The following is a 23937-nucleotide window of genomic DNA, read 5'->3' as shown; positions in this document are numbered from 1 at the left end:
AGAGGAGACCTGTCATGGCTACCGTCATCGAGCGGCCCGCGTTTCGCTTTGACCCATATTCCCCGGCAACCGATGCCGATCCGTTCCCGGCCTACAAGACGTTGCGCGATGAATACCCCTGCTTCTGGTCCGAAGAGGCCGGGAAGTGGGTGCTCTCGCGCTATTCCGACGTGCTCAACGCGCTGCAGGACTGGCGGACCTATTCCTCCGCGCAGGGCAACCTGGTGGACGAGTTTCCGGGCCGCGCCGGATCGACGCTGGGCTCCAGCGATCCGCCGCGCCACGACCGCCTGCGGGCGCTGATCCAGTCGGCAGTGACCAAGCGCGCGCTGGAGCACATTGTCGAGCCTGCGAGGGCAGCAGCCCGCGCGCATCTGGCCGCGATTGCCGACAAGCCGGTGTTCGACCTTGTCGGAGACTATACCTCGAAGCTGACGGTGGACCTGCTGTTCTACCTGTTCGCACTGCCCGAGGAGAACGCGGACCTCGTGCGGCACAACGCCGTGCTGATGGTGCAGACCGATCCAGTGACGCGCAAGAAGGGACCGGAACACCTCGCCGCGTTCCACTGGATGGCGGACTATGCGGAAAAGCTGGTGGCGGCGCGCAAGGCCAACCCGGGCGATGACTTGCTTTCGAACTTCATCACCGCCGAGATCGACGGCGAGAAGCTGCTCGACAAGGAAGTGCAGCTGACGGTCACCACGCTGATCATGGCCGGGATCGAGAGCCTTTCGGGCTTCATGGCGATGTTCGGGTTGAACCTCGCCGATTACCCGGAGGCGCGGCGCGCGCTGGTCGCCGACCCTTCGCTGATCCCGGACGCGATCGAGGAATCGCTGCGGTTCAACACATCGGCGCAGCGCTTCAAGCGGACGCTGACACGGGACGTGGAATTGCACGGGCAGGTCATGAAGGCGGGCGATGCGGTGATCCTCGCCTATGGCTCGGCCAATCGCGACGAGCGGATGTTCGACAATCCGGACGTCTACGACATTACCCGCAAGGCGAAGCGGCACCTCGGGTTCGGCGGCGGCGTCCATGCCTGCCTAGGTTCGATGATCGGGCGGCTGGCGACGCAGATTGCCTACGAGGAACTGCTCAAGGTCGTGCCGGACTTCACCCGGGTGGATGAGAAGCTCGACTGGGTTTCATCCTCGAACTTCCGCAGTCCGAAAGCGCTGCGGCTGAAGAAGGCGGGCTAAGCTAACCCGGCGGCTCGGCAGGTGGCGGGTCATGCACGACTCGTCGCAAGGCCGGGCCGCCCCTCTTGCAGATGTGATGTACCGCATACATTTTGAGGCCCAATGGACGATAACCGGGGTGTCGCATAATGGTTCCTGATCGGCGCCAATTTTTGGGCGCCATGGTTGCAACGCTGGGTAGCATGGCGGTTTCGGGCCAGCCGGCGATGGCAGTAACACCTGTGAAAGAGCCGGAAGTCTCGCCGTTCGCCCGGCCGACGCCGCCGTTGCTGGTGCAACGCGCGATTGCCGCGCTCGATGCGCATGGCGCGCATATCCGCCATCGTGATCTCGTCGGTCTGGTCGATTTCGGCAAGGCCTCGCGCGAGGCTCGCTTCCATCTGGTCGATGTCGCAGGCGGCGAGCTCGTCTCCTCGCACCTCGTCTCGCACGGCAGCGGATCGGATCCGGCGAATAGCGGCTGGGTACAGCGGTTTTCGAACGCCTATGGCTCCAACGCCTCGAGCCCCGGCGCTTTCCTCACCGGCGTGACCTATTACGGCAAGCATGGCCGTTCGCGCCGCCTGATCGGGCTTGAGGACGCCAACAGCGCCGCGCTCGAGCGCGGTATCGTGATCCACGCGGCGAGCTATGTCAGCGAGGACATGGCCGCAACGCAAGGCCGCATCGGACGGAGCCAGGGCTGCTTCGCGTTTTCGAACAGCGACATCAACGGCGTGCTCGAGCGGCTGGGCGAAGGCCGCCTGCTCTACGCCGTCAAGTAAACGCGGCGCGCGCGGCTTCGGCCAGCGCACTGCCTTCTTCGACCAGGTCCGGACGCTCGCGCGCAGCGATCAGCACGATGGTGCGCCGGAAATCGTAATCGGCCAGCGGCACCGCGACGACGCCGTCGCGCGCGAGTGATTGCGGCGCGGTCGTCACGCCCATTCCGACCCTCACCATCTCGATGCAGCGATCGTCGTTGGACGAGCGCAGGAAGAAGGGCGGGCGCACGCCGCGCTGGGTGAACCAGCGGCTGGTCTCGCCGAGGATTTCGCAGGAGCGGCGGGCGATCATGGTTTCCGCGGCAACGTCGCTGGCGTCGAGCAAACTCGCTCCGGCAAGGGCATGTCCTTCGGGCAGGAGCAGGCGATAGCCTTCCTCCAGCAGCGGCAGCGAAGGCCTGTCCGCGTCTTCCGGCCGCATCAGCGTCAGAATGGCGTCGACCTGTCCCTCGCCCAGCTTGCGGCGCAGTTCCGCATCAGTGCCTTCGGCCATGGTCAGCGGCTGCGGTCCGGCATGGCGGCGGGCAAGACTGGAAAGCGCAAGCGTGGCGATCGAGGGGAGGACGCCGAGCCGCAAGGGGCTGAGCGGCACGGGCGCCTCGGCAAAGGCGGCTTCGGCTGCGCGAAATTCCCGCTCGATGGCACGCGCGTGATTGACCAGCCGCGCGCCTGCTTCGGTCAGGCGGACCTGCCGCCGCTCGCGCAGGAACAGCCGCGTTCCGGCAATGCGCTCAAGCTCGGCAATGGCGGCGGACAATGTCGGCTGCGAGATTGCCAGCCGCTCGGCCGCACGGGTAAAATTCCCGGTCTCGACCACGGCCAGGAACTGCCGGAGATGGGCGCGCTTCATCATAGGAAAAACCTATCGCAAACCCCGATGTAAATCAATTTTGAGCGATGGTTCTACGATGGTATCCTTCGCCCCGACAAGTTTGCAGAGGATGCCCAAGATGCGCGCCACGCCCGATTTCGACTTCGGCCTGACCGAAAGCGCCCTGATGATCCGCGAGGCTGCGGGTCGCTTTGCCGACGAGCAGATTGCGCCTCTCGCCGCCGAGATCGACCGCAACGACCGCTTCCCGCGCGAGCTGTGGGAGCCGATGGGTGCGCTGGGCCTGCACGGCATCACGGTCGAGGAAGAGTTCGGCGGACTGGGCCTCGGCTATCTGGATCACGTCATCGCGGTCGAGGAAGTCAGCCGCGCATCGGGCTCGGTCGGCCTGTCCTATGGCGCGCACTCGAACCTGTGCGTCAACCAGATCCGCCGCTGGGGCAATGACGAGCAGAAGGCGAAGTACCTGCCCAAGCTGATCTCCGGTGAACATGTCGGCAGCCTCGCGATGTCGGAAGCGGGCGCCGGGTCGGACGTCGTTTCGATGAAGCTGCGTGCCGAACCGGTTGCAGGCGGCTTCCGCCTCAACGGCACCAAGTTCTGGATCACCAACGGCACTTATGCCGATACGCTGGTGGTCTATGCCAAGACCTCGCCCGAAGCTGGCAGTCGCGGCATAACCGCATTCCTTATTGAGAAGGACATGGCCGGATTCTCGATCGGGCAGAAGATCGACAAGATGGGCCTGCGCGGCTCGCCCACCTGCGAGCTGGTGTTCGACGACTGCTTTGTGCCGGAAGAGAACGTGATGGGTCCGCTCCACGGTGGTGTCGGCGTGCTCATGAGCGGGCTCGATTACGAGCGCGTGGTGCTGGCCGGAATGCAGATCGGCATCATGCAGGCCTGTCTCGACACGGTCATCCCCTATGTGCGCGAGCGCAAGCAGTTCGGCCAACCGATCGGCACCTTCCAGCTGATGCAGGCGAAGGTCGCCGACATGTACGTCGCCATCCAGTCGGCTCGCGCTTATGTCTATGCCGTGGCCAAGGCTTGCGACGCCGGGCAGACCACGCGCTTTGACGCTGCGGGCGCGATCCTGCTCGCCAGCGAGAATGCCTTCCGCGTTTCGGGCGAAGCGGTACAGGCGCTGGGCGGCGCGGGCTATACCAAGGACTGGCCGGTGGAACGTTACCTGCGCGACGCCAAGTTGCTGGACATTGGTGCCGGAACCAATGAAATCCGCAGGATGCTGATCGGTCGTGAGGTTATTGGAGCGCGCTGATCTGCAGACGATAACAATCTTGCGGAGAGAACCATGCGCCTGAAAGCTTTCCTTGCCTGTGCTGCCCTGCTCGGGATCGCCAACCCGGCGATGGCCCGGATGGAGAAGGCGACCGTTCACAGCGCCGCAGTCGAAGGCAATCTAGAGGGCAATTCGGCCGATCGCACGGTCTACGTGTTCCTGCCGGACAGCTATGACAAGTCCAAGGGCCGGCGCTATCCGGTCGTCTATTTCCTGCATGGGTATAATTCGACCGCAGACCAGTACGTCGAGCGCAATGACTTCGATGCCGCGCTGAAGGCCTCTGGCACGGAAGCAATCATTGTCGTGCCCGACAGCATGACCAAGTGGGGCGGTTCGATGTATTCGAACTCTCCCACGGTCGGAAACTTCGAGGACTTCATCGCCGAAGACCTGGTGGCGTGGACCGACAAGCACTTTCGCACGATCCCTTCGCGCGAGGCGCGCGGCCTTTCCGGGCATTCCATGGGCGGCTACGGCACGCTGAAGCTCGGCATGAAGCGCGCAGACGTGTTCGGCGCGCTTTACGCGATGAACCCGTGCTGCCAGATTCCGCGCCCGGCATCTTCAGCCGATCCGAAGTACGAAGGCTGGTCGGTCGATCAGGCACTGACGGCGGACTGGATGAGCCGGGGCAACTTCGCGGTGGCCACGGCCTGGTCACCCAATCCCGCCAAGCCTCCGTTCTATGCCGATTTGGGCACCAGCGATGGCAAGGTGAACGATCTGGTCATCGCCAAATGGGCCGCAAATTCGCCCGTAGCGATGGCTTCACAGTACCTCCCCTCGCTGCGCCGCATGAGCGGCATCGCCATCGATACCGGCGATACCGACTTCGTGCGCGCTGACGATGAACTGATCCACGAAACCCTGACCCGGTTCGGCATTGCGCACGACTGGGAAATCTATGTGGGCGACCACGGCAACCGGGTGAAGGAGCGTTTCCGCACGCATGTGCTGCCCTTCTTCTCCAAGCACCTGAAAGGCAGCACGCGTTGAGCGCACCGGTCCTCTCCAGCAACGTCGATCTGAACTCTGACCAAGCCAGAGCCCGCGCGGCGCACAACCGGGCCTTGGCTCGGGAGCTGCGTGAGCGGGTGGCAAAGGCCGCGCTGGGTGGTGACGAGCGCAGCCGAGAACGCCACGTATCGCGCGGGAAACTGCTCCCGCGCGACCGCGTTGAGCGCCTGCTCGATCCGGGCTCGCCGTTCCTCGAAATCGGCCAGCTTGCCGCCAACGGGATGTACGGAGACGAGGTGCCCGGCGCAGGCATCATCGCGGGCATTGGCCGTGTATCGGGCCGCAATTGCATGGTCTTTGCGAACGACGCGACGGTCAAGGGCGGCACCTACTTCCCGATGACGGTGAAGAAGCACCTGCGCGCGCAGGAGATTGCACAGGAGAACCGGCTGCCCTGCATCTACCTCGTCGACAGTGGCGGCGCGAACCTGCCCAACCAGGCCGAGGTCTTCCCTGATCGCGACCACTTCGGCCGGTTCTTCTACAATCAGGCGAACATGAGCGCGCGGGGCATCCCGCAGATTGCCAGCGTGATGGGGTCCTGCACCGCCGGCGGCGCCTATGTGCCGGCCATGTCCGACGAAACGGTGATCGTGCGCGAACAGGGGACGATCTTTCTTGCCGGGCCTCCGCTGGTGAAGGCGGCGACAGGCGAGGAAATCACCGCCGAAGCGCTGGGTGGCGGAGACCTCCACGCACGCAAGTCTGGTGTGGTCGATCATCTTGCCGACAATGACGAGCATGCGCTGACAATCGTGCGCGACATCGTATCGCACATTGGCCCCGCAAGAGATGCGGGCGTTGCGCGGCGTGATCCGGTGCCGCCGAAGTACGATCCGGAAGAGCTGTACTCGATCATCCCCGAGGACGTGCGTGCGCCTTACGACGTGCATGAGGTGATCGCACGGATCGTCGACGGTAGCGAGTTTCACGAGTTCAAGGCGCTCTATGGCACCACGTTGGTCTGCGGCTTTGCCCATATCCACGGGGCACCGGTGGCGATCCTTGCCAACAACGGCGTGCTGTTTTCGGAAAGCGCGCAGAAGGGGGCGCACTTCATCGAACTGGCCTGCCAACGCCGGATCCCGCTGCTATTCCTGCAGAATATCTCTGGCTTCATGGTCGGCGGCAAGTACGAGGCGGAGGGCATCGCCAAGCACGGCGCCAAGCTGGTAACAGCGGTGGCGACAGCGCAGGTGCCCAAGATCACCGTGCTGATCGGCGGCAGCTTCGGCGCAGGCAACTACGGCATGTGTGGCCGAGCCTATCAGCCGCGCTTCCTGTTCACCTGGCCCAATGCGCGCATCAGCGTGATGGGTGGCGAGCAGGCGGCAAGCGTTCTGGCGACGGTGCACCGCGATGCGGACAAGTGGACGCCTGAGGAAGCCGAAGCCTTCAAGGCGCCGATCCGCCAGAAGTACGAGGACGAGGGCAATCCCTACTACGCCACGGCACGGCTGTGGGACGATGGCGTGATCGACCCGGTGCAGACGCGCGACGTGGTGGGGCTGGCGCTGGAGGCTTGTCTGGAAGCGCCGATTGCGGAGGCTCCGCGCTTTGGCGTGTTCAGGATGTGATGGAGGCGAATGCAATGATCAAATCCCTCCTCATCGCCAATCGCGGCGAAATCGCCTGTCGGGTTATCCGGACTGCACGCCGCTTGGGCATTCGCACGGTGGCGGTCTATTCCGATGCGGATGCCAAGGCGCTGCATGTTCGCTCGGCAGACGAAGCCGTGCACATCGGCCCGTCGCCTGCGCGCGAGAGCTACCTTCTGGCTGAGAAGATCATCGCGGCGGCCAAGGCTACCGGAGCCGAGGCGATCCATCCCGGCTATGGCTTCCTTTCGGAGAATGCCGAGTTCGCGCAGGCGGTGCTGGATGCGGGGCTGGTCTGGGTCGGGCCGAAGCCTGCCTCGATTACGGCGATGGGCCTCAAGGATGCGGCCAAGGCGCGCATGATCGCGGCGGGCGTGCCGGTGACGCCGGGGTATCTCGGCGAGGACCAGACGCCTGAGCGCCTGCAGGCCGAGGCTGATGCCATCGGCTATCCGGTGCTGATCAAGGCCGTCGCCGGTGGCGGCGGCAAGGGCATGCGGCGGGTTGAAAGCTCTACCGACTTTGCCGAGGCGCTGGCCTCGTGTCGGCGTGAGGCGGCGTCCTCGTTCGGCGATGATCGCGTGCTGATCGAGAAGTACATCCTCTCGCCCCGGCACCTCGAAGTGCAGGTCTTCGGCGATGCCCATGGCAATGTCGTCCACCTGTTCGAGCGCGATTGTTCACTGCAGCGGCGGCACCAGAAGGTGATCGAGGAAGCACCTGCCCCGGGCATGGACGAGACCACGCGCGAAGCGGTCTGCGCTGCCGCCGTCCGCGCGGCCAAGGCCGTGGACTACGAGGGCGCGGGCACCATCGAGTTTATCGCCGATGGCAGTGAAGGCCTGCGCGCCGACCGCATCTGGTTCATGGAAATGAACACGCGCCTGCAGGTCGAGCATCCGGTGACCGAAGAAATCACCGGCGTCGATCTGGTCGAATGGCAACTGCGTGTTGCCAGCGGCGAGCCGCTGCCCAAGCGACAGGACGAACTCTCGATAAACGGTTGGGCCATGGAAGCGCGGCTCTATGCCGAAGATGCCACCAAGGGCTTTCTGCCCAGTATCGGCCGCGTGGAGGACTTCCACTTCAATCAGTATCAGGCGCGCATTGACACCGGTGTTGAAGCCGGGGCGGAGATTTCGCCGTTCTACGACCCCATGATCGCCAAGGTGATCGTGCACCGCGAGACGCGTGCCGAGGCCATAGCGGGCCTGCGCGAGACGCTGGACGAGGGCGTGGTCGGCCCGCTGATCACCAATAGCGGGTTCCTGTGGCGCTTGCTGGGGCACACTGCGTTCGAAACCGGGGTGGTCGATACCGGACTGATCGAACGCAATCTCGAAAGCCTCACCACCCGTCCGGAACCGACTTCCGAAGCGCTTGGGCTTGCGGCGATGCGGCTGGTCGGCACGCCGGGCGACAGTCCGTGGACCAGCCAATCAGGCTTCCGCATGAATGCCGCCGCACGGCGCGAAGTGCATCTGGCAGACCAGTTCGGACGGGCCTTCATTGTCGAAATGCCTGAGGAGCCGGCGGTCGACTACTGGCCGGGGGAACCCGTCACAAGCATCGACGAAGGTGGCGAGCGCTTCCTTGTGCAGTTTGCCAGAACTGAAGGCGGCGCTGGGGGCGCCGCATCGGATGGCGCGATTATCGCCCCCATGCCCGGCAAGGTCATTTCGGTGGACGTCGCGCCCGGTGAGTCCGTCACCAAGGGCCAGAAGCTCATGGTGCTCGAAGCGATGAAGATGGAGCATGCCCTGACCGCGCCGTTCGATGGCGTGGTGGAGGAGCTGAACGCCGTGGCCGGGGCGCAGGTTCAGGTCGAGGCGCCGCTGGCGCAGATCAAGAAGGCGGAAGGCTGATGGCGGGCAAGTACTTCGACGAGTGGCGAATCGGCGACCGAATCGAGCACGAGATTCGCAGGACCGTGACCGAGACGGATAACCTGCTGTTTTCAACCATGACCCACAACCCGCAGCCTCTCCACATCGATGTGGAAGCAGCCAAGGAAAGCGAGTTCGGGCAGATTCTCGTGAACGGTACTTTCACTTTCGCCCTAATGGTTGGCCTGTCGGTCGGTGACACCACGCTGGGAACGCTGGTGGCCAATCTGGGATACGACAAACTGGTGATGCCGGCGCCGGTGTTCATCGGCGACACGATGCGCGCAACCAGTGAAGTTGTTGATTTGCGGGAAAGTAAATCGCGACCGGAGGCCGGCATCACCACGTTCAGGCATGAACTCTTGAACCAGCGCGGCGAGGTCGTCTGCCGCTGCCTGCGCTCTGCGCTGCTCAAGAAACGGCCGTAATCTGCAGATCCATTTGGTCATTTTGGAGCCAATAATCGTGGTAAATATCAATTTAATTAAGAATATTTCATTTCAGTAAACCGGCTGCCCCCAAATCATGAACAAGGGCAGCGGTTTTCGGGACCGATGGAAACTGCCTGTCCAGGGACAAACTTCGGGGGCATTCACAAATGATGGACGGAAAGAAGTGGCTTCTTGCCACAGGAATTGCTGCGGGCTTGATTCTGCCGACTGCAGCCAGCGCAGGAACACGTGCGAGCCCGCCGATTGTGGTGGCGGCCTCACCCAGCAACGGAAATCCGGCGCCGGGACCGAAGAACGGCTTCCCGCCCAGCCCTGGCCTCGAGATTGCCAAGATCAAGGCCAACGAGAACGCGGCCTTCAAGCGCAAGAGCGCGGGCACCTGAATCAAATCGAAAAGTATCTTTCGGCGCCCCGTCAGTAAGTCTGGCGGGGCGCTTTTGCATCGGGGCAACGTGAAAGCCGCTCACGCAGGGCGTCCAGCACCCAGGCGCGCGCTGGGCCGATTGGACAATCTCGCCGCCACAAGGCGTGAAAGCGATAGGCCATGCCTGGTGCTTCCGGCAGGGCCAGTCGCTTGAGCTTTCCACTGGCGAGATCAGCATTGATCAAGTGGCGAGGCATGTTGCCCCAGCCAATTCCTTCACGGAGCAAGGCATGGCGCGCACCAAGGTCTCCCAACCGCCATGTGCTCGCCGCGAAAACCGAGAAGTCCCTCCCCTGCGTCAGGTTCGACCGATCGGTCAGTACCAGCTGGCGATGCTTGCGCACTTCGCCTGGCGGGATTTTGGCCATGCGGGCCAAGGGGTGATCGGGCGCTGCGACGGGAAGCAGTTCAACCTCTCCGATCGCTTCGCGCTCAAGGTCAGGCAAGGCCACAAGATCCGGCCCCGAGATGCCTAGCTCCGCGCGCCCATCCACCACCAGCGCTGCAATCGCACCCAATGTCTCCACAAAAAGCCGCATTTGCACCGTAGGAAAAAGCGCCTGAAACTCGCGAAGCACTTCCGCAATGAGATGCGTCGGGAACATCACGTCGATGGCCAAGCCGAGTTCGGCTTCGAGGCCCTGGTTGAAGTTGCGAACCCCCGCGATCAACGCATCGACATCGTCGGTTACGGCACGCGCGTGGGCCAGCATCGCTTTCCCCGCGGGCGTCAGCACCGGCTTCTTCGATCCTTCGCGATCGAACAGCGTCACGCCGAGCTGCGACTCCAGCGTGACGATGCCGTAGCTCACCACGGAGATCGCCCGCCCAAGCTTGCGCGCGGCGCCATTGAAGCTGCCCTCGTCGACCACGGCGAGGAACAGGCGCAGCTGGTCAAGGGTTGGCTGGCCGACGTCCAAGAGAAACCCTTTCAAGGAATTCGAACATTCTGATTTATCTTATCGGGATATTCCGAATGACCTGCAAGGCCTATCTACACCCCAACAGGACGGACCCCAAGCCGCCCGTTTGGAGAAATCGCCATGACCCAGACTGCCAACACGACCGCTACAAAGGCTCACATCGAACTGCGCCCCTTCGCCTCGATCGGCGCGGCGAACCACGGCTGGCTCGATGCCCACCACCACTTCTCGTTCGGCGGATACCACGATCCGGCACGCGTCCACTGGGGTGCGTTGCGCGTATGGAACGACGACCGCATCGCGCCGAAGAGCGGCTTCCCCACCCATCCGCACAGCGACATGGAAATCATCACCTACGTGACCAGGGGCGCGATCACCCATCGCGACAGCCTGGGCAACGAAGGCCGCACCGAAGCGGGCGACGTGCAGGTCATGTCGGCAGGCACGGGCATCGCCCACTCGGAATTCAATCTGGAAGACGAGGAAACCCGCCTGTTCCAGATCTGGATCATCCCCGATCGCCGGGGCCACGCGCCAAGCTGGGGTGCCCGGCCGTTCCCCAAGGATAGCCGGGAAGGCAAGTTCGTTCCCCTCGCCTCGGGCATCGCTGGTGACACCGATGTGCTGACGATCAATGCGAACGCCCGCGTTCTGGGCGCGACGGTGAAGGCCGGCGAAACGGTCCGCTACGAACTGACCGAAGACCGCCACGCCTATCTTGTTCCTGCCAAGGGCAAGATTCGCATCGGCGAAATCGAAGCCAATGCGCGTGATGGCGTTGCCATTACCGGGGTGACCGAGATCGTCATTACCGCTCTCGAGGAAGCCGAGCTGGTGCTCGTCGACGCGGCCTGACCGTGACCGAACTGTTTTCTCACATTCCCCAATTACGACTGTTGCAAAGGACCGATCCCATGACTTCCCTCGCTCTCGAGACGCGCGGCGGCTCATCCACCACTTCTGACCTGCTGGCGGCAGCCGGCCGCGTCTTTCTCGCGGCGATCTTCGTGCTGAGCGGTGTTTCCAAGCTTGCCGATCCGACTGGCACGATTGCCTACATCACCAGCGCGGGCCTGCCTGCCCCCAGCCTTGCCTATGGCGCTGCCGTGGCGGTGGAACTTGTCGGCGGCCTGCTGTTGATCGCCGGCATCCGCACCCGCATCGTTGCTTCGGCCATAGCTGCATTCAGCCTTGCCGCCGCCTTCGGCTTCCACGCCAACCTGGCTGACCAGAACCAGTTCATCCACTTTTTCAAGAACGTGGCGCTGGCCGGTGGCCTTTTGCAGGTGACCGCTTTCGGCTCGGGCCGCTTCGGCTTCGACCGCCGCTGAAACTTACCCCCGCGGGCCGGAGTGCAGTTGCGCTCCGGCCCTACCCCCTTATCTCTCTCCAACCTCTCCCAAGGAGCATTCAATGACCCGTACCGCTTCCCCCAGCGTCCTGCCGATCATCGTCGATCGTTGGAGCCCCCGCGCGTTCGACGGCTCGGCCGTGCCGCAGTCTGACCTTGACGTGATCTTCGAAGCCGCAGGTCTTGCCGCCAGCGCCTACAATTACCAGCCCTGGCGCTTTGCCTATGCCCACAAGGGCGATGCAAACTTCGACGCGTTCCTCTCGGCACTGGTGCCCTTCAACCAGAGCTGGGCCAAGGATGCGGGCGTGCTCGTTTTCGCCGTGTCTGACGAATTCATGCGCAGCGACAAGGGCAACAACCCCAACCACAGCCACAGCTTCGATACCGGTGCGGCATGGGCCAATGCGGCACTGCAGGCCCTGCACCTTGGTTATCACACCCACGGCATGACCGGCGTCGACTTTGCCAAGGCTGCCGAAGTGCTCAACCTGCCGGAAGGCTATCGCGTGGAAATGGCTTTCGTGATCGGCAAGCAGGGCGACAAGTCGCAGTTGCCCGAAATGCTCCAAGAGCGCGAAGTGGTGAGCGACCGCAAGCCGGTGAGCGAAATCGCTTTCGCCGGGCCGTTCACGGCATAAGCACAAGTGGCGCCGCCCGCGCGATTTCGCTAGGGCGGCGCCATGCTTCGTATCAATGAACTGAAACTGCCCCTCGATCACGCTGCCGAAGATCTTCCGGCGGCGATCTGCGCACGTCTGGACATCGCGCCAGCAGACCTCACGCGATACCAGATCTTCCGTCGTGGCAACGATGCCCGCAAGAAGCACGCGATCCTGCTGACTTACGTGGTCGATTGCGTCGTGGCGAACGAGGCCGAAGTGCTCGCCCGCTTTGCGGACGACCAGAACGTGAAGCCCACGCCTGACACCTCCTACAAGCTCCCGGTCATGGCCCCCGAAGGCTGGGATGGTGAGCGCCCGGTTGTCATCGGGGCGGGCCCGTGCGGATTGCTGGCTGCGCTGATCCTCGCGCAGATGGGCCTGAAGCCGATCATCATCGAGCGCGGCAAGGCGGTGCGCGAACGCACGAAGGACACTTGGGGCTTGTGGCGGCGCTCGGTGCTGGAGCCGGAATCGAACGTGCAGTTCGGCGAAGGTGGCGCTGGTACGTTTTCCGACGGCAAACTCTACAGCCGCATCAAGGACCCGCGCCATCTCGGGCGCAAGGTGCTGGTGGAGTTCGTAAAGGCCGGCGCGCCTGACGATATCCTTACCGAAGCCCACCCGCACATCGGCACCTTCCGCCTCGTCACCATGGTAATGTCGATGCGCGAGACGATCGAAAGCCTTGGCGGTGAATACCGCTTCCAGACCCGCGTGGAAGACTTCGAGATCGAGACCGGCGCCGATGGGACACGCCGGATTGCGGGCCTTCACCTGTCGGACGGCTCGTTCCTGCCCGCGCGCCACGTCATCATGGCAGTCGGCCATTCCGCGCGCGACACCTTCCAGGTACTGTACGATCGTGGCGTCCACATCGAAGCCAAGCCGTTCGCCATCGGCGTGCGTATCGAGCACCCGCAAAGCTGGATCGACACTGCGCGCTATGGACCGAGTGCGGGCAACAAGATCCTCGGCCCTGCCGCCTATTCGATCTCGCACAAGTGCAAGAACGGGCGCACGGTCTACTCCTTCTGCATGTGCCCGGGCGGGCGCGTCGTTGCCGCGACCAGCGAAGAGGGCCGCGTCGTCACCAACGGCATGAGCCAGTATTCGCGCGCCGAGTTCAATGCGAACTCGGGCATTGTCGTCGATATCGATCCGAGCAAGGACTACCCCGGCGGACCGATGGCGGGCATGGCTTTCCAGCGTCACTGGGAAAGCCTCGCCTTCGAAGCGGGCGGGCGCAATTACAAGGCCCCGGGCCAGAAGCTGGGCGATTTCCTTGCCGACCGTCCTTCCACGGAGTTCGGCAGCGTTATCCCGAGCTACAAGCCCGGCGTGCACCTGACCGAACTCAAGAAGTGCCTGCCCGATTACGTGATCGAATCCATTCGTGAGGCCCTGCCCGCATTTGGCCGCATGGTCCCGGGCTATGACCACCCTGACGTGGTGATGACCGGTGTGGAAACGCGCACGTCTTCCCCGGTGCGCATCACGCGCGGCAAGGATTGCCAGAGCCTCAACACACGCGGCCTCTACCCTGCCGGCGAAGGCGCAGGCTATGCCGGCGGCATCCTTTCGGCGGCGGTCGACGGGATCAAGGTGGCCGAGGCCCTCGCCACCGAACTCCTCGCGTGAGCGCCGCCCACTACGACGCGATCATCCTCGGCGCGGGCGCGGCGGGGCTGATGGCTGCGCTGACTGCAGGCCAACGCGGGCGGCGCGTCCTGCTCGTCGATCATGCCGACGAACCGGGCAAGAAGATCCTGATCTCGGGCGGCGGGCGGTGCAACTTCACCAACATCCACACTGCAGCAGACCGCTACATTTCCGAAAACCCGCACTTCGCGCGATCGGCCTTCGCTCGCTACACGCCTGCAGACTTCATCGGGATGGTCAATCGTCACGGCATCGCATGGCATGAGAAGACGCTTGGCCAATTGTTCTGCGACGGCTCAGCACGGCAGATCGTGGACATGCTGATGGCAGAGTGCCGCGATGGCGGGGTGACGTACGCCTTTGGCCAGAGCGTGAGCACGGTCGATCATGCCGACGGCCTGTACCGCGTGACCATCGATGGCCGTGATCATCACGGCCCTGCCCTGATCCTGGCAACAGGCGGCCTGTCCATCCCGAAGATGGGGGCGACGGGTTTCGCTTTCGAGATCGCGCGCAAGTTCGGCTTGCAGGTGGTACAGACCCGCCCCGCCCTCGTGCCCTTCACGTTGGGTGAGGACGAGGCGCTGTTCCGTTCGCTTTCGGGCGTTTCGACCGATGTCGTCACGCACTGGGGCAAGACAGCGTTTCGCGAAGCGGCGTTGTTCACGCACAAGGGCCTGTCGGGCCCTGCCATGCTGCAGATTTCCTCATACTGGCAGCACCGCACGCCAATCGCCGTCAACTTCATGCCCGAAGAGGGCGCCGACTGGCTGGTCGAGGAAAAGCGCAATCGCCCCCGCGCGGCATTCCGCTCGGCTCTTGCCCGCAGACTGCCGGAACGGCTTGCAGAAGCGCTTGGCAGCCGGCTTGGCCTGGAGGGCGAACTTTCTGGCATGAAAGACGCTGACTTGCGCAAGGCCCAGCAGCAACTCGCGCGCTGGCCGTTCAATCCGAACGGCACCGAAGGCTATGCCAAGGCGGAAGTCACCGCCGGCGGCGTTTCCACCCGCGCGCTGAATCAGAAGACCATGGCTGCAGCAAAAGTGCCCGGCCTTCACGCCATTGGCGAGGCCGTGGATGTAACCGGGTGGCTGGGAGGATACAATTTCCAATGGGCATGGGCCAGCGGCCGCGCTGCAGGCGAAGCTGTGTGAACACCAGACTTCAGCCCTCGATCAGGTCGAGATAAGCCACGACATCATTGTCGGTCGCGATGAACAGTTCTTCCTGAAGTTCAAGTGGCTGCTCCGCCGCGATCCGCAGGGCTTCGCTCAGCGGCCCATAGAACAGCGTGTCGGCCGAACCGCCCTCCGGCCCGTCTCCCAGATGGTAAAGGCGAACGCTTGCGTGATCGTGAGTGGTGCGCATCCGACTGCGATGCCATGGACGCAGCACATTGTCATCCATCAGCATGCCGAACCAGATGTGGCGCCTGCCGCATTCATGGAAATTTAATCGGCCAATTCGTTGATCGGAAAGCGTTGTCAGGACAATGTGAGTGTGAGGTCAGGGCGTGTGCCGTTACTTGAGCTCGAAGCAGCGGCACAGGCAGGGGAACACCATTTCTATGCTACGATTGAAGCGAGGCGTGTCATCGCCCGACGCCAGGCATAGTGCCCGCAATCGCTTCGCCATGCTGCGGGCGATGTGCGCATGAACGCGCTGCGCCTGAAGCTGTGGGTCTCGTTGGTGTTCATGCTGTTCATCGTGGCAGTGCCGGGCGTGATTGCCAACCATGCAGTGAAAGTCATCCGTGCGCAGCAGGCAAGGTCCGAAGCCTCGTCGCAATCACTCAGCGCGTTCCAGCGGCTCGCGGTTCTAGGATACACCCTGCAGCAGGAGCGCTACACCGATCCAAGCGCGTTCGTCCAGGATCGCGAACTCTACATCGATGGCGTCCGCTCCCACGTCACCAATGCGGAGCGTTACATCAACGCCGAAATCAAGATGATCAGCGAGACACCGCTCAAGCGCAAGCAGCGCGCCTCGGAGATAGAAGAGGAAGTCAAACAACGGGAAACCCTGAAGAAGATCGGTGCCAGCCTCGAGCGCTCGTTGAAGGGCGATAAGCCGGACACGGTCTGGGAAGACCTCGTGTTCGAAGCGATCAAGATCGAGGAGCGCGAGGCGAAAGAGTACCACCGCAGCTCGATCGAGACGTTCCAGGGCGTCATCGACACGATGACGCTGACGGTGACGGTCGTGACCATTTGCGGTCTGCTCGCCGTCTTCTGGGGACAGCGCCAGCTGATCCGCCCGCTCGGAAACCTGCTGCAAGGCACGCGCGCCATGGCCGAAGGCGATTACACACAGCGCGTGCCGATTGTCGGCACGACGGAATTCCGTGCGATCGCCGAAAGCTTCAACATCATGGCCTCTCGCGTGGGCGAAAGTGCCGATACGCTGCGCAGGTCCAACGAAGAGCTCGAGCGTGCCGTTGCCCGGCGCACCAGTGAACTTGCCGCAACCAACCGTTCGCTGGAGCGATCGAACCGCCTGCGTCAGCAGTTTCTGGCCGATGCCAGCCATGAACTGCGTACGCCCCTATCCATCATGCGCAGCGAGGCGGAGATCACGCTACGCGATGCCTCGGCACAATCGGTTGACCTGCGAGGCGCGCTGGATCGGGTGGTCCGCCTGTCAGAGCTCATGGCCGAAATGATCGAAGACATGTTGAACCTTGCGCGTGCAGAAGAGCCGATGCTGCATACCACCATCGAACCGGTCGACGCGGTGGCGGCAGTGACCGACAGCATCGCCGACTTCCACCGCGTCATTGAAGCCGACGGCGGGAAGATCGTGCTTCACGAAGGACCCTCCAGCATCATCGTTGAAGGCGACGAAGCCCGCCTCAAGCAGGTCATCCGCATCGTCGTTGACAACGCCGTGTGCTATTCCACGCACGCTCCCAATGTCGAAGCATCGGTCAGCGTGGAAGAGGATCATGCCGTCATAACCATCACCGACCACGGCGATGGCATACCGGCCGAAGACCTGCCCTATCTTTTCCAGCGGTTCCGCAGGGGCAGCAAGCGCAGCGGCAGCGGGCAAGGTCTTGGCCTGTCGATCGCCCGTTCGATCACCGAAGCCATGGGCGGAACAATCAGCCTGACCAGCCGGGTCAATGTCGGCACGGTCGTCACCATACGCCTCCCTCTAATGTCGCCCGCATCGGCGATAGATGGTGCAAGCACATGAAACTGCTTCTCATTGAAGACGAAGTCGAACTCGCCGCAACCCTGCATCGCGGCCTCGCCCAGGAGGGCCACAAGGTCACGCTGGCAACCGACGGTGCAACTGGTCTTGAGTTGGCGACAAACCTTGCGTTCGACTTCATTCTTCTCGACGTAAACCTGCCGGACATGAGCGGATTTGATATCTGCTCGGCACTGCGTGAAGCTGCCGTGACGACACCGATCATCATGGTCACCGCTCGCGACGACGTGGCGGACCGGATTCGCGGTCTCAAGGGGGGTGCGGATGACTACTTGCCAAAGCCCTTCGCATTCGAGGAATTGCTGGCCCGGATGGATGCGGTCAAGCGCCGGATGGAGCGGCCGCAATTCAGCCCGATCCAGCCGGACGGAAGCCTTACCGTGGGCGATCTCCACTTTGATCCCCGGACCATGACCCTTACGCGCGCCGGTTCGCCGGTCCAGTTGACCGTCAAGGAAATGGGCGTGCTGCGGCTGCTGATGGAATCCCCCGGCACGGTGATTTCACGAACCGAAATCCTGCGTGCGGTTTGGGGAATCGAGGACGATCCGCTGACCAATATCGTCGAAGTCTACCTCAGCCGCCTGCGCCGCAAGCTTCACGCGCTGGGCCCGCCCATCGTCGAAAACGTCCGCGGATTCGGCTACCGATTGACGGCCTGAAGGCGCACTGTCTGAAGTGACGATTGCTACACGGGCGCGTCACAGCGAGGCGCGCTCTCCCGCGTCACCGTAGACTGCAGGCCGCCGTCACCCAACGAAAATTGGATACCCCCAAAGCCATACCCCCGCTCTTACCCCCATTTTTTTACCCCGTTTTTCAGGTTCAGGTCCTGCAAGGCACCAGCAGAGCGTGTGCTGGTTGTCCACCTCGGTCGACTTTCTACACTTTGAACTGGCTTATCTGTGAGGATATCCACATCCGCGCATCTGCCCGCAGCATGAACACGAAATCGTTGATTCTCCCACCTCTTGTTCAAGCCAGCGTTCTAGCGTCAGTCGCGTTTCAGTCCTGACTTAAAACTGGACAGGTCGGTCCCTCTTTTGCTGGATCACGGTTGCGCGATTTCTGATGTGTCTGCCGCTCACAAGGTCCTCTAATGCGGAATTTCATCAAATCGCAGCCTCTCAGCTGGCTATCGATGGCGTGGTCGTACAACGCGCGCTCACGACTGCGTATGCGTGCGTCGTGATAAAGCGAATTGCCCTGATGTCTCGCCTGCGCGAAGTGCATTTCGGGCCAACATTCTGCCCTGCATTCGATGGCGGCCGATCGTGCATGGCAGCATCAAGATCTGAATGTCCCACGACGATTCTCCTTCGGCAAAAACGGGCACAGGAAGACTGCGAGATCCCATTCGACAAATTCAGGCCCTCGCGGAGATCTGGCCTAGCCGCAGCAGCGACCGATTTTCATGCGCTCATCAGGAATGCGGCCCCCGGCACAATGACATCGCAGAGGACATTGCCTACAGATGCGTCGATCGAGGAAACTGTGCCATCTTTTTCGTGAGCTGCCACAAGGTGCTTGTTCACTCTCGCGAGATGGCGTGGCGATTGGCCACCACTGGGAAAGCAAGCAACTTGGTGCAGCGCGCCTTGCATCACTCGGAAAGCCACCAACGTGTCGGCTCCGCGGTTGCTTGTCCAAATCAGCTCGTCCTCAACCAACAGATGCCCACCGAGATTGCCAGGCTTGTTCGACGGGTCAGTTCGCAGGGAGTCCATTGGTATGAAAGTGCCGTCCGTTTTTGCGAGTGCCACCAGACCGCTTGACAATTCGCCGTTGACCATGACCTCGTCTGCCAATGCCACAAGGTGTCGCGGCCCGAATCCTGGCGGTGCGCAAAACATCACGCGCTTGTCTTGCAGTTCGCCTCCACTATCCACCGAGGCTGCAAATACCCGGTCGAGGCCGAGATCAGTGAAATATAGCGTACCTCCTTTATCGGCAAAGCGTGCGCAATGTACATGCGGACCAGCTTGCCGATCGGGATCAGGTCCTTTGCCGCTGTTTTGCAGGAACCCGCTACGGTGCAACGGCGCTCCCGTCGCAGCATCGAGCACGATGGTGGCCACGGAACCGCTTTCGTAGTTTGCCACGGCAAGAAGTGAGTGGTCCGGAGAAATATCGAGAAAGCACGGCGCGGCACCGCCCGTCGAGACGCTCCCCAAGGGCACCCACCGATCGTTTTCCAGACGCCAACCGGAGACTTGCCCGGCCTCTTGTTCGCAGACGAACCAAGCAGTCTGCAGGTCAGCACACCATAAGCCGTAACTTGCATCGACGATGCGCGACTCCGCCCCTTCGATTTCGATCCTTCCGGCTTCGTCGATCGTCGCCGAGATCAGACCTTCTCCACCGTTGGCACTGTAGGTGCCGATCCAGAACCGGTGCTTCATCAAAATACCCCCGGCAGCCTTATGACTTAAACATCTGGACCTACATGCGTTTCCTGAACAAGCAGCGCTCGCTCGTGCCGAAAGCGCGCTTCGGCGCATGGCGGGAAACTGCAAGCCCGCCCCGGCTTTCCTTCGTCAGCACCCGCGAAGGAAATGCAATGCTCGCTCCACAACCACTGATCAGTGAGGATGAGCGCGAGCGCGGCTTGCAGACGATCGTCTATGAGGCGGCATTCTCCAACACGACTGCTGCTCTGACGACTGGCGTCATTCTCACCACGTTTGCCCTGCATCTTCGTGCCGACAATTTCCTGATCGGCCTGCTGGCGTCGCTACCGTTTCTGACGCAGCTTGCCCAGCTACCTGCGATTGCGCTGGTGGAACGCCTCCGCGCGCGGAAGGCCATTGCAGTGTGGTCAAGCGTGTTCGGGCGAATGATGCTTGGGACCATGGCGCTGTTGCCCTTTGCCGGAGGCCCGGCTCCATTGCTGCTGGTGGCGATGACCCTTGTGCTCTGCCTGCTAGCGGCGGTCGGAGGATGCGCCTGGAATTCATGGATGCGCGATTTCGTGCCAGACGAGCGCATGGGACGCATCTTTGCGCGGCGGACGACTTGGGCGACGATCACCACTGTGGTCGCCGGAATTGGCGCCGCGCTTTGCCTTGAGTACACGCAGGAGGGATCACACCAGCGCGACCTTGCCTTCAGCGCGCTGTATCTGGCCGGGTGCGTGGCCGGGATTGCAAGTGCCGCCATTGTCGCCGGATTCCCGAACCGACCATGGCCCACGCCGGACCACGTACAACTCGGCTGTGGGAACTGATGCGCGAGCCGGCTTCGGATCCGAATTTCAGGAAGCTGCTCGGATTTCTGGCCAGTTGGCAATTTGCCGTCAATCTGGCGACGCCCTTCTTCACGGTCTATCTCGTTCGCCAACTGGGTTACAGCATGCCCGTCGTCATGGCGCTAGCCATCGCCAGCCAGTTGGCAAACGCGTTCGCCTTGCGGAGTTGGGGTGTCCTGTCGGACCGTTTCAGCAACAAGTCAGTACTGCTCGTCGCTGCTCCAGCCTACATTGCCTGCATCGCCGCAATGGCGGTGGCCTCGCAGATCGACCATGACGGCGCGCAGCTTGTATTCCTGATCGGACTTCACCTGTTGATGGGCAGTTCCGTTGCCGGTGTCACACTCGCCACCACGAATATCGGCCTGAAACTGTCCCCCCGCGGGATGGCATCATCCTATATCGCTTCGACGGCGGTGGTTACGGCGCTGGCCGCAGGTGCAGCGCCGGTCATTGGCGGTCTGTTCGCAGACTTCTTCGCCAATCGCCGTTTCGAGCTGGTGATACGCTGGACCAACCCGGAAGGCGTCTTCGCTTTCCTGCCCTTGAAGTTGGGCAACTGGGACTTCTATTTCCTGATTTCGGGCGTGCTGGGGCTATATGCCTTGCACCGGCTCGGCCCGATCAGCGAAGCTGGCGAGATTGCGCAGCGCGACATGGTGCGCCACGTTCTGGTCCAGGCCCGCTCGTCGGTCCACGCCTTCTCGACCGTCACGGGCTTTCGGGCCCTTACCGAAATGCCGGGGAGCATTGTCAGGGAATTCAGGGTGAGGCGCAGATTTGCGCGGCGCCATGCCCTCCGCATGTTTGACGAATGAGCATCCCTACGCTGTTTTCTGCCTGATCGGCTCCATGCGCAGCAGCGAAACATCGCAGCGTGGCGAGCGGGTCAGCGCAAAGATGATGCCTTCGGCGATTTCCTCTGCGAACAGCATCTCACCCTGCGCAATCGCCTCACGTTGTTCATCGAGGGAACACTCCTGCATGTCTGTGCCGACAGAGCCCGGCTCGATGACTGTCACGCGAATGCTCTTCTCGCCAATCTCCTTGCGCAAGGTCATCGCAAAGGCATTGATGCCGGCCTTGGTGGCAGCATAGACACTTTCGCCTCTCGCCTTGATATCCGGGCTGATCGAGCTGATCAGTACCAGATGGCCCTCCTGCCGGCGAAGCATGCGATCGAGCGCGCCCCGTGCATAGGCCAGAGTGCCGACGAGGTTGGTCTCCACGACATAGCGCCAGTCGTCATTCTCCATCTCGTGCAGGGGCTGCGCGCCGAGCGCGGCACAGCATATCAGCGCATCGATTTCTCCGAGGCGCGCATCGGCTGCTGCGAACACCTTTTCGACATCTGCATGACAGGCGACGTCGGCATTCATGCCGGCGCCCGCATCCAAGTTCGCCAACCGCAAGGTCTCAGCAAGCGGTTCGGCTTCGCGCCCGATGGTGAAGAGTCTTGCACCCTGGCGGGCGAGTGCAAGAAAGGTGGCCCGACCGATTCCGGTCGTTCCGCCGGTGATGAGAATGCGGCGTCCTGCCAGCGATCGCGTGAGCTCTCTGTCCATCCGGATCGAATGGCTTCGCGCGCCACTCGTTTCCGCGCCTTAACGCAGGATCGGCTTTGCGCTCGGTTCGTCGTTTTTCGAAATCGTTCCAGTAACTTGACCTGCCCAAAAGGGAAACCTTGCCGCGCCCGCAACGTTCACCCTGAAAAACAACAAGGGACGAGCAGCATGGCAAGAGATGACGGCACCTCCCTTTTGACGCCGGAATTGATCGTGGCCGAAAAGGTCATTGCGCACGATGGCGCACGATCGCTGGCCAGGGCCGAGCACGGTGGACTTTCTATAGAGGTCAAGTTCACGTCCGACGCGCTTTGGGTGATCTTTTGCCGTGACGGGAGTGGCGGCCTGGCCCTGCGCTTTCCGGTATTCGGGAGCGACGCCGTGGCGCGCGTTCGTCCGGCCGATGGGGCGATAGCCTCGGTGGATTGGCATGGTCCTGCCGGGCATGCCACATTGCGTGTGACAGCCGATGCCTTTGGGCTCGAACAATTCCGCGCACAGTACTGCTTCACGCCGACCGCCTCGTTGCGGATCAGCAAGTTGCCTCGAGACATCGTGGCATTTGGCGCCGATGGTCGGCCCGATCCTTCCGGCGTGACCGTCGAGGCGCAACAGCGCAAGCTCAACACAGCCCTGCTGTATTTCACGCTTGGCGAGGAGCAGTTCGGCAAGGTCCTTTACCTTCAGAACCTCACCGCGCTGAACCCCTACTTCAACGCGACCGGATCGAAGCCCGAAAATGCGGTCCAGGCTGAAATGCCGGAGATGGGTTATTCTCCGCCGCTCAATGCAGACACCGGCCATGCCGATCTGCCGGCGGGCAAGCCCATCATGCTTTACGACACGATCCTTGCCATCCGCGCCTATCCGCAATCGGAGGAAGCGGATTCCGCCTGGCAGTTCCTCGACATGATCGGTGGCATCTACCCGTTGCTGTCCCCGCCCAAGGCCGATTTCCGTCATTGGCCGTCACGCGCAGAGGCGACCGTACAGGACCTGATGCACGCACCCGAAGCGCGTATCGAACATTTCGGCCATGTCTATTTCCACCCATATACCGCAAGTGAATATCCCGACGTCATGGTCCAGCTGGCCATTGCTTCTGCACTTGACGACTGGGGCCGGTGGAAGGGCCTCAAGCACCCGCTGGTGCGCGAGATCATGGCGGGGATCGAGGGGTTCCACGACAAGGAACTGAAGACGTTGCGCCGCTACCTGCCCAACGTCGGCAAGGACAAGAACGCGAACGCCGTTGACAGCTGGTACCTCTACCACCCCATGCTCAATCTCGCCAACCTGGCCATCGCCGGCAACAAGCAGGCGCGCGAGCTTTTCCTCGATACCATCGACTACGGCATCAAGGCGGCGCGCCACTTCAGGTACAAGTGGCCGATCCTCTATGACATGCGCGACTTTTCGGTGATCCAGGATGTCGCCGAGGCCGACCAGCGCGGGCAGACCGATGTCGGCGGCATCTACGCCTGGGTCATGCTGCAGGCCTTCGAGCTGACGCTCGACCGTCGCTTCGTCGACGAGGCCATAGCCGCGATCGAGGCGGCCAAGGGCATGCGCTTCGACCTGAACTATCAGGCCAACCTCACCGCCTGGGGTGCGGCGGCCTGCGTGCGGCTGTGGCGCATCACCGACCGCAAGGACTTCCTCAAGCAGAGCTATGTCTATCTCGCCAGCTTCTTCCACAATGCGCAGATCTGGAACAGCGACATCGGCATGGCCCGGCACTGGCGAAATTTTCTCGGTGTCACGTGCCTGCAGGACGCGCCCTACATGGCCGCCTACGAGTGCTTCGACAGCTATTCGGCGTTCGAA

At 62.5% G+C, this 23937-nt stretch carries 23 protein-coding genes; 18 read left to right on the top strand and 5 right to left on the bottom strand.

All coding sequences use genetic code 11. The annotated features are described in order from the left end of the window. Positions 1–14: 14 nt before the first annotated feature. Positions 15–1205: a cytochrome P450 gene (locus NJ75_RS09480; protein ID WP_039333813.1), complete on the top strand. Its 1191-nt coding sequence runs from the start codon at positions 15–17 to the stop codon at positions 1203–1205. Positions 1206–1387: 182 nt separating this feature from the next. Continuing rightward, a complete protein-coding gene (locus NJ75_RS09475; RefSeq protein ID WP_236727107.1) occupies positions 1388–1969 on the top strand; it encodes a murein L,D-transpeptidase catalytic domain family protein in 582 nt (193 codons plus the stop codon). Here NJ75_RS09475 and NJ75_RS09470 read toward each other — a convergent pair. Then, on the bottom strand, positions 1962–2819 hold the full coding sequence (locus NJ75_RS09470; RefSeq protein ID WP_169745712.1) for a LysR family transcriptional regulator: 858 nt from the start codon (positions 2817–2819) through the stop codon (positions 1962–1964). The two genes, NJ75_RS09475 and NJ75_RS09470, sit on opposite strands and share 8 nt — an antisense overlap. A 100-nt stretch (positions 2820–2919) precedes the next feature. Here NJ75_RS09470 and NJ75_RS09465 point away from each other — a divergent pair, with 100 nt between their 5' ends. The 6 genes from NJ75_RS09465 (at position 2920) to NJ75_RS09440 (ending at position 9443) form a co-directional block, all read left to right on the top strand. Then, positions 2920–4083 carry an isovaleryl-CoA dehydrogenase gene (locus tag NJ75_RS09465; protein ID WP_039334041.1) on the top strand — a complete coding sequence of 388 codons (1164 nt, stop codon included), beginning with the start codon at positions 2920–2922 and terminating at the stop codon, positions 4081–4083. A gap of 33 nt (positions 4084–4116) precedes the next feature. Continuing rightward, positions 4117–5103, top strand: a complete 987-nt coding sequence (locus tag NJ75_RS09460; RefSeq protein WP_039333810.1) for an alpha/beta hydrolase — start codon at positions 4117–4119, stop codon at positions 5101–5103. After that, on the top strand, positions 5100–6701 hold the full coding sequence (locus NJ75_RS09455; protein WP_039333808.1) for a carboxyl transferase domain-containing protein: 1602 nt from the start codon (positions 5100–5102) through the stop codon (positions 6699–6701). The genes NJ75_RS09460 and NJ75_RS09455 overlap by 4 nt, the downstream gene beginning before the upstream one ends. A gap of 14 nt (positions 6702–6715) precedes the next feature. Further along, complete coding sequence (locus NJ75_RS09450) at positions 6716–8587, top strand: acetyl/propionyl/methylcrotonyl-CoA carboxylase subunit alpha (RefSeq protein ID WP_039334040.1); 1872 nt, start codon at positions 6716–6718, stop codon at positions 8585–8587. Continuing rightward, positions 8587–9036 (top strand): MaoC family dehydratase, encoded by a 450-nt coding sequence (locus NJ75_RS09445; RefSeq protein ID WP_039333806.1) that lies wholly within the window; start codon positions 8587–8589, stop codon positions 9034–9036. Before NJ75_RS09450 ends, NJ75_RS09445 begins: the two co-directional genes overlap by 1 nt. 170 nt (positions 9037–9206) lie before the next feature. Next, entirely contained in the window at positions 9207–9443 is a 237-nt protein-coding gene (locus NJ75_RS09440) for a hypothetical protein (protein ID WP_039333803.1), read from the top strand. A gap of 31 nt (positions 9444–9474) precedes the next feature. On the opposite strand, the gene NJ75_RS09435 is transcribed toward NJ75_RS09440, so the two are convergent. Further along, positions 9475–10404, bottom strand: coding sequence for a LysR family transcriptional regulator (locus NJ75_RS09435; protein WP_039333801.1), 930 nt, complete (start codon positions 10402–10404; stop codon positions 9475–9477). A gap of 123 nt (positions 10405–10527) precedes the next feature. On the opposite strand from NJ75_RS09435, the gene NJ75_RS09430 reads away from it, so the two are divergent. The 5 genes from NJ75_RS09430 (at position 10528) to NJ75_RS09410 (ending at position 15236) form a co-directional block, all read left to right on the top strand. Further along, positions 10528–11262, top strand: a complete 735-nt coding sequence (locus tag NJ75_RS09430; RefSeq protein WP_052242272.1) for a pirin family protein — start codon at positions 10528–10530, stop codon at positions 11260–11262. Positions 11263–11321: 59 nt separating this feature from the next. Next, positions 11322–11738, top strand: coding sequence for a DoxX family protein (locus NJ75_RS09425; RefSeq protein WP_039333799.1), 417 nt, complete (start codon positions 11322–11324; stop codon positions 11736–11738). Positions 11739–11820: 82 nt separating this feature from the next. Further along, positions 11821–12399: a nitroreductase family protein gene (locus tag NJ75_RS09420; protein WP_039333798.1), complete on the top strand. Its 579-nt coding sequence runs from the start codon at positions 11821–11823 to the stop codon at positions 12397–12399. A 42-nt stretch (positions 12400–12441) separates the two neighbouring features. After that, positions 12442–14061 carry an NAD(P)/FAD-dependent oxidoreductase gene (locus tag NJ75_RS09415; RefSeq protein WP_039333796.1) on the top strand — a complete coding sequence of 540 codons (1620 nt, stop codon included), beginning with the start codon at positions 12442–12444 and terminating at the stop codon, positions 14059–14061. Continuing rightward, the gene (locus NJ75_RS09410; RefSeq protein WP_039333795.1) at positions 14058–15236 is read left to right on the top strand and encodes a BaiN/RdsA family NAD(P)/FAD-dependent oxidoreductase; all 1179 of its coding nucleotides are present in this window, start codon (positions 14058–14060) and stop codon (positions 15234–15236) included. Before NJ75_RS09415 ends, NJ75_RS09410 begins: the two co-directional genes overlap by 4 nt. Before the next feature lie 10 nt (positions 15237–15246). On the opposite strand, the gene NJ75_RS09405 is transcribed toward NJ75_RS09410, so the two are convergent. Next, the gene (locus NJ75_RS09405; RefSeq protein ID WP_039334037.1) at positions 15247–15450 is read right to left on the bottom strand and encodes a hypothetical protein; all 204 of its coding nucleotides are present in this window, start codon (positions 15448–15450) and stop codon (positions 15247–15249) included. A 285-nt stretch (positions 15451–15735) separates the two neighbouring features. Between NJ75_RS09405 and NJ75_RS09400 the strand changes: the two genes are divergently transcribed. Together NJ75_RS09400 and NJ75_RS09395 are read left to right on the top strand one after the other, a co-directional pair. Then, positions 15736–17280 carry a sensor histidine kinase gene (locus tag NJ75_RS09400; RefSeq protein ID WP_039333794.1) on the top strand — a complete coding sequence of 515 codons (1545 nt, stop codon included), beginning with the start codon at positions 15736–15738 and terminating at the stop codon, positions 17278–17280. Next, positions 17277–17960 (top strand): response regulator transcription factor, encoded by a 684-nt coding sequence (locus tag NJ75_RS09395; protein ID WP_039333793.1) that lies wholly within the window; start codon positions 17277–17279, stop codon positions 17958–17960. Before NJ75_RS09400 ends, NJ75_RS09395 begins: the two co-directional genes overlap by 4 nt. A gap of 750 nt (positions 17961–18710) precedes the next feature. Here NJ75_RS09395 and NJ75_RS09390 read toward each other — a convergent pair. After that, positions 18711–19700, bottom strand: a complete 990-nt coding sequence (locus NJ75_RS09390; RefSeq protein ID WP_039333792.1) for a lactonase family protein — start codon at positions 19698–19700, stop codon at positions 18711–18713. A gap of 158 nt (positions 19701–19858) precedes the next feature. Between NJ75_RS09390 and NJ75_RS09385 the strand changes: the two genes are divergently transcribed. After that, positions 19859–20524 carry an MFS transporter gene (locus NJ75_RS09385; RefSeq protein WP_082013337.1) on the top strand — a complete coding sequence of 222 codons (666 nt, stop codon included), beginning with the start codon at positions 19859–19861 and terminating at the stop codon, positions 20522–20524. Further along, the gene (locus NJ75_RS09380) at positions 20482–21363 is read left to right on the top strand and encodes an MFS transporter (protein WP_156484034.1); all 882 of its coding nucleotides are present in this window, start codon (positions 20482–20484) and stop codon (positions 21361–21363) included. Before NJ75_RS09385 ends, NJ75_RS09380 begins: the two co-directional genes overlap by 43 nt. A gap of 6 nt (positions 21364–21369) precedes the next feature. Here NJ75_RS09380 and NJ75_RS09375 read toward each other — a convergent pair whose 3' ends face one another. Next, a complete protein-coding gene (locus tag NJ75_RS09375; RefSeq protein WP_039333788.1) occupies positions 21370–22110 on the bottom strand; it encodes an SDR family oxidoreductase in 741 nt (246 codons plus the stop codon). Between the two features lie 168 nt (positions 22111–22278). Between NJ75_RS09375 and NJ75_RS09370 the strand changes: the two genes are divergently transcribed. Continuing rightward, positions 22279–23937: hypothetical protein (locus NJ75_RS09370; RefSeq protein ID WP_039333786.1), on the top strand; the 1659-nt coding region annotated here is incomplete at its 3' end.

This window comes from Novosphingobium subterraneum (assembly GCF_000807925.1).
Lineage (GTDB): Bacteria > Pseudomonadota > Alphaproteobacteria > Sphingomonadales > Sphingomonadaceae > Novosphingobium > Novosphingobium subterraneum.
This window is presented reverse-complemented; position numbering and strand designations above follow the sequence as displayed.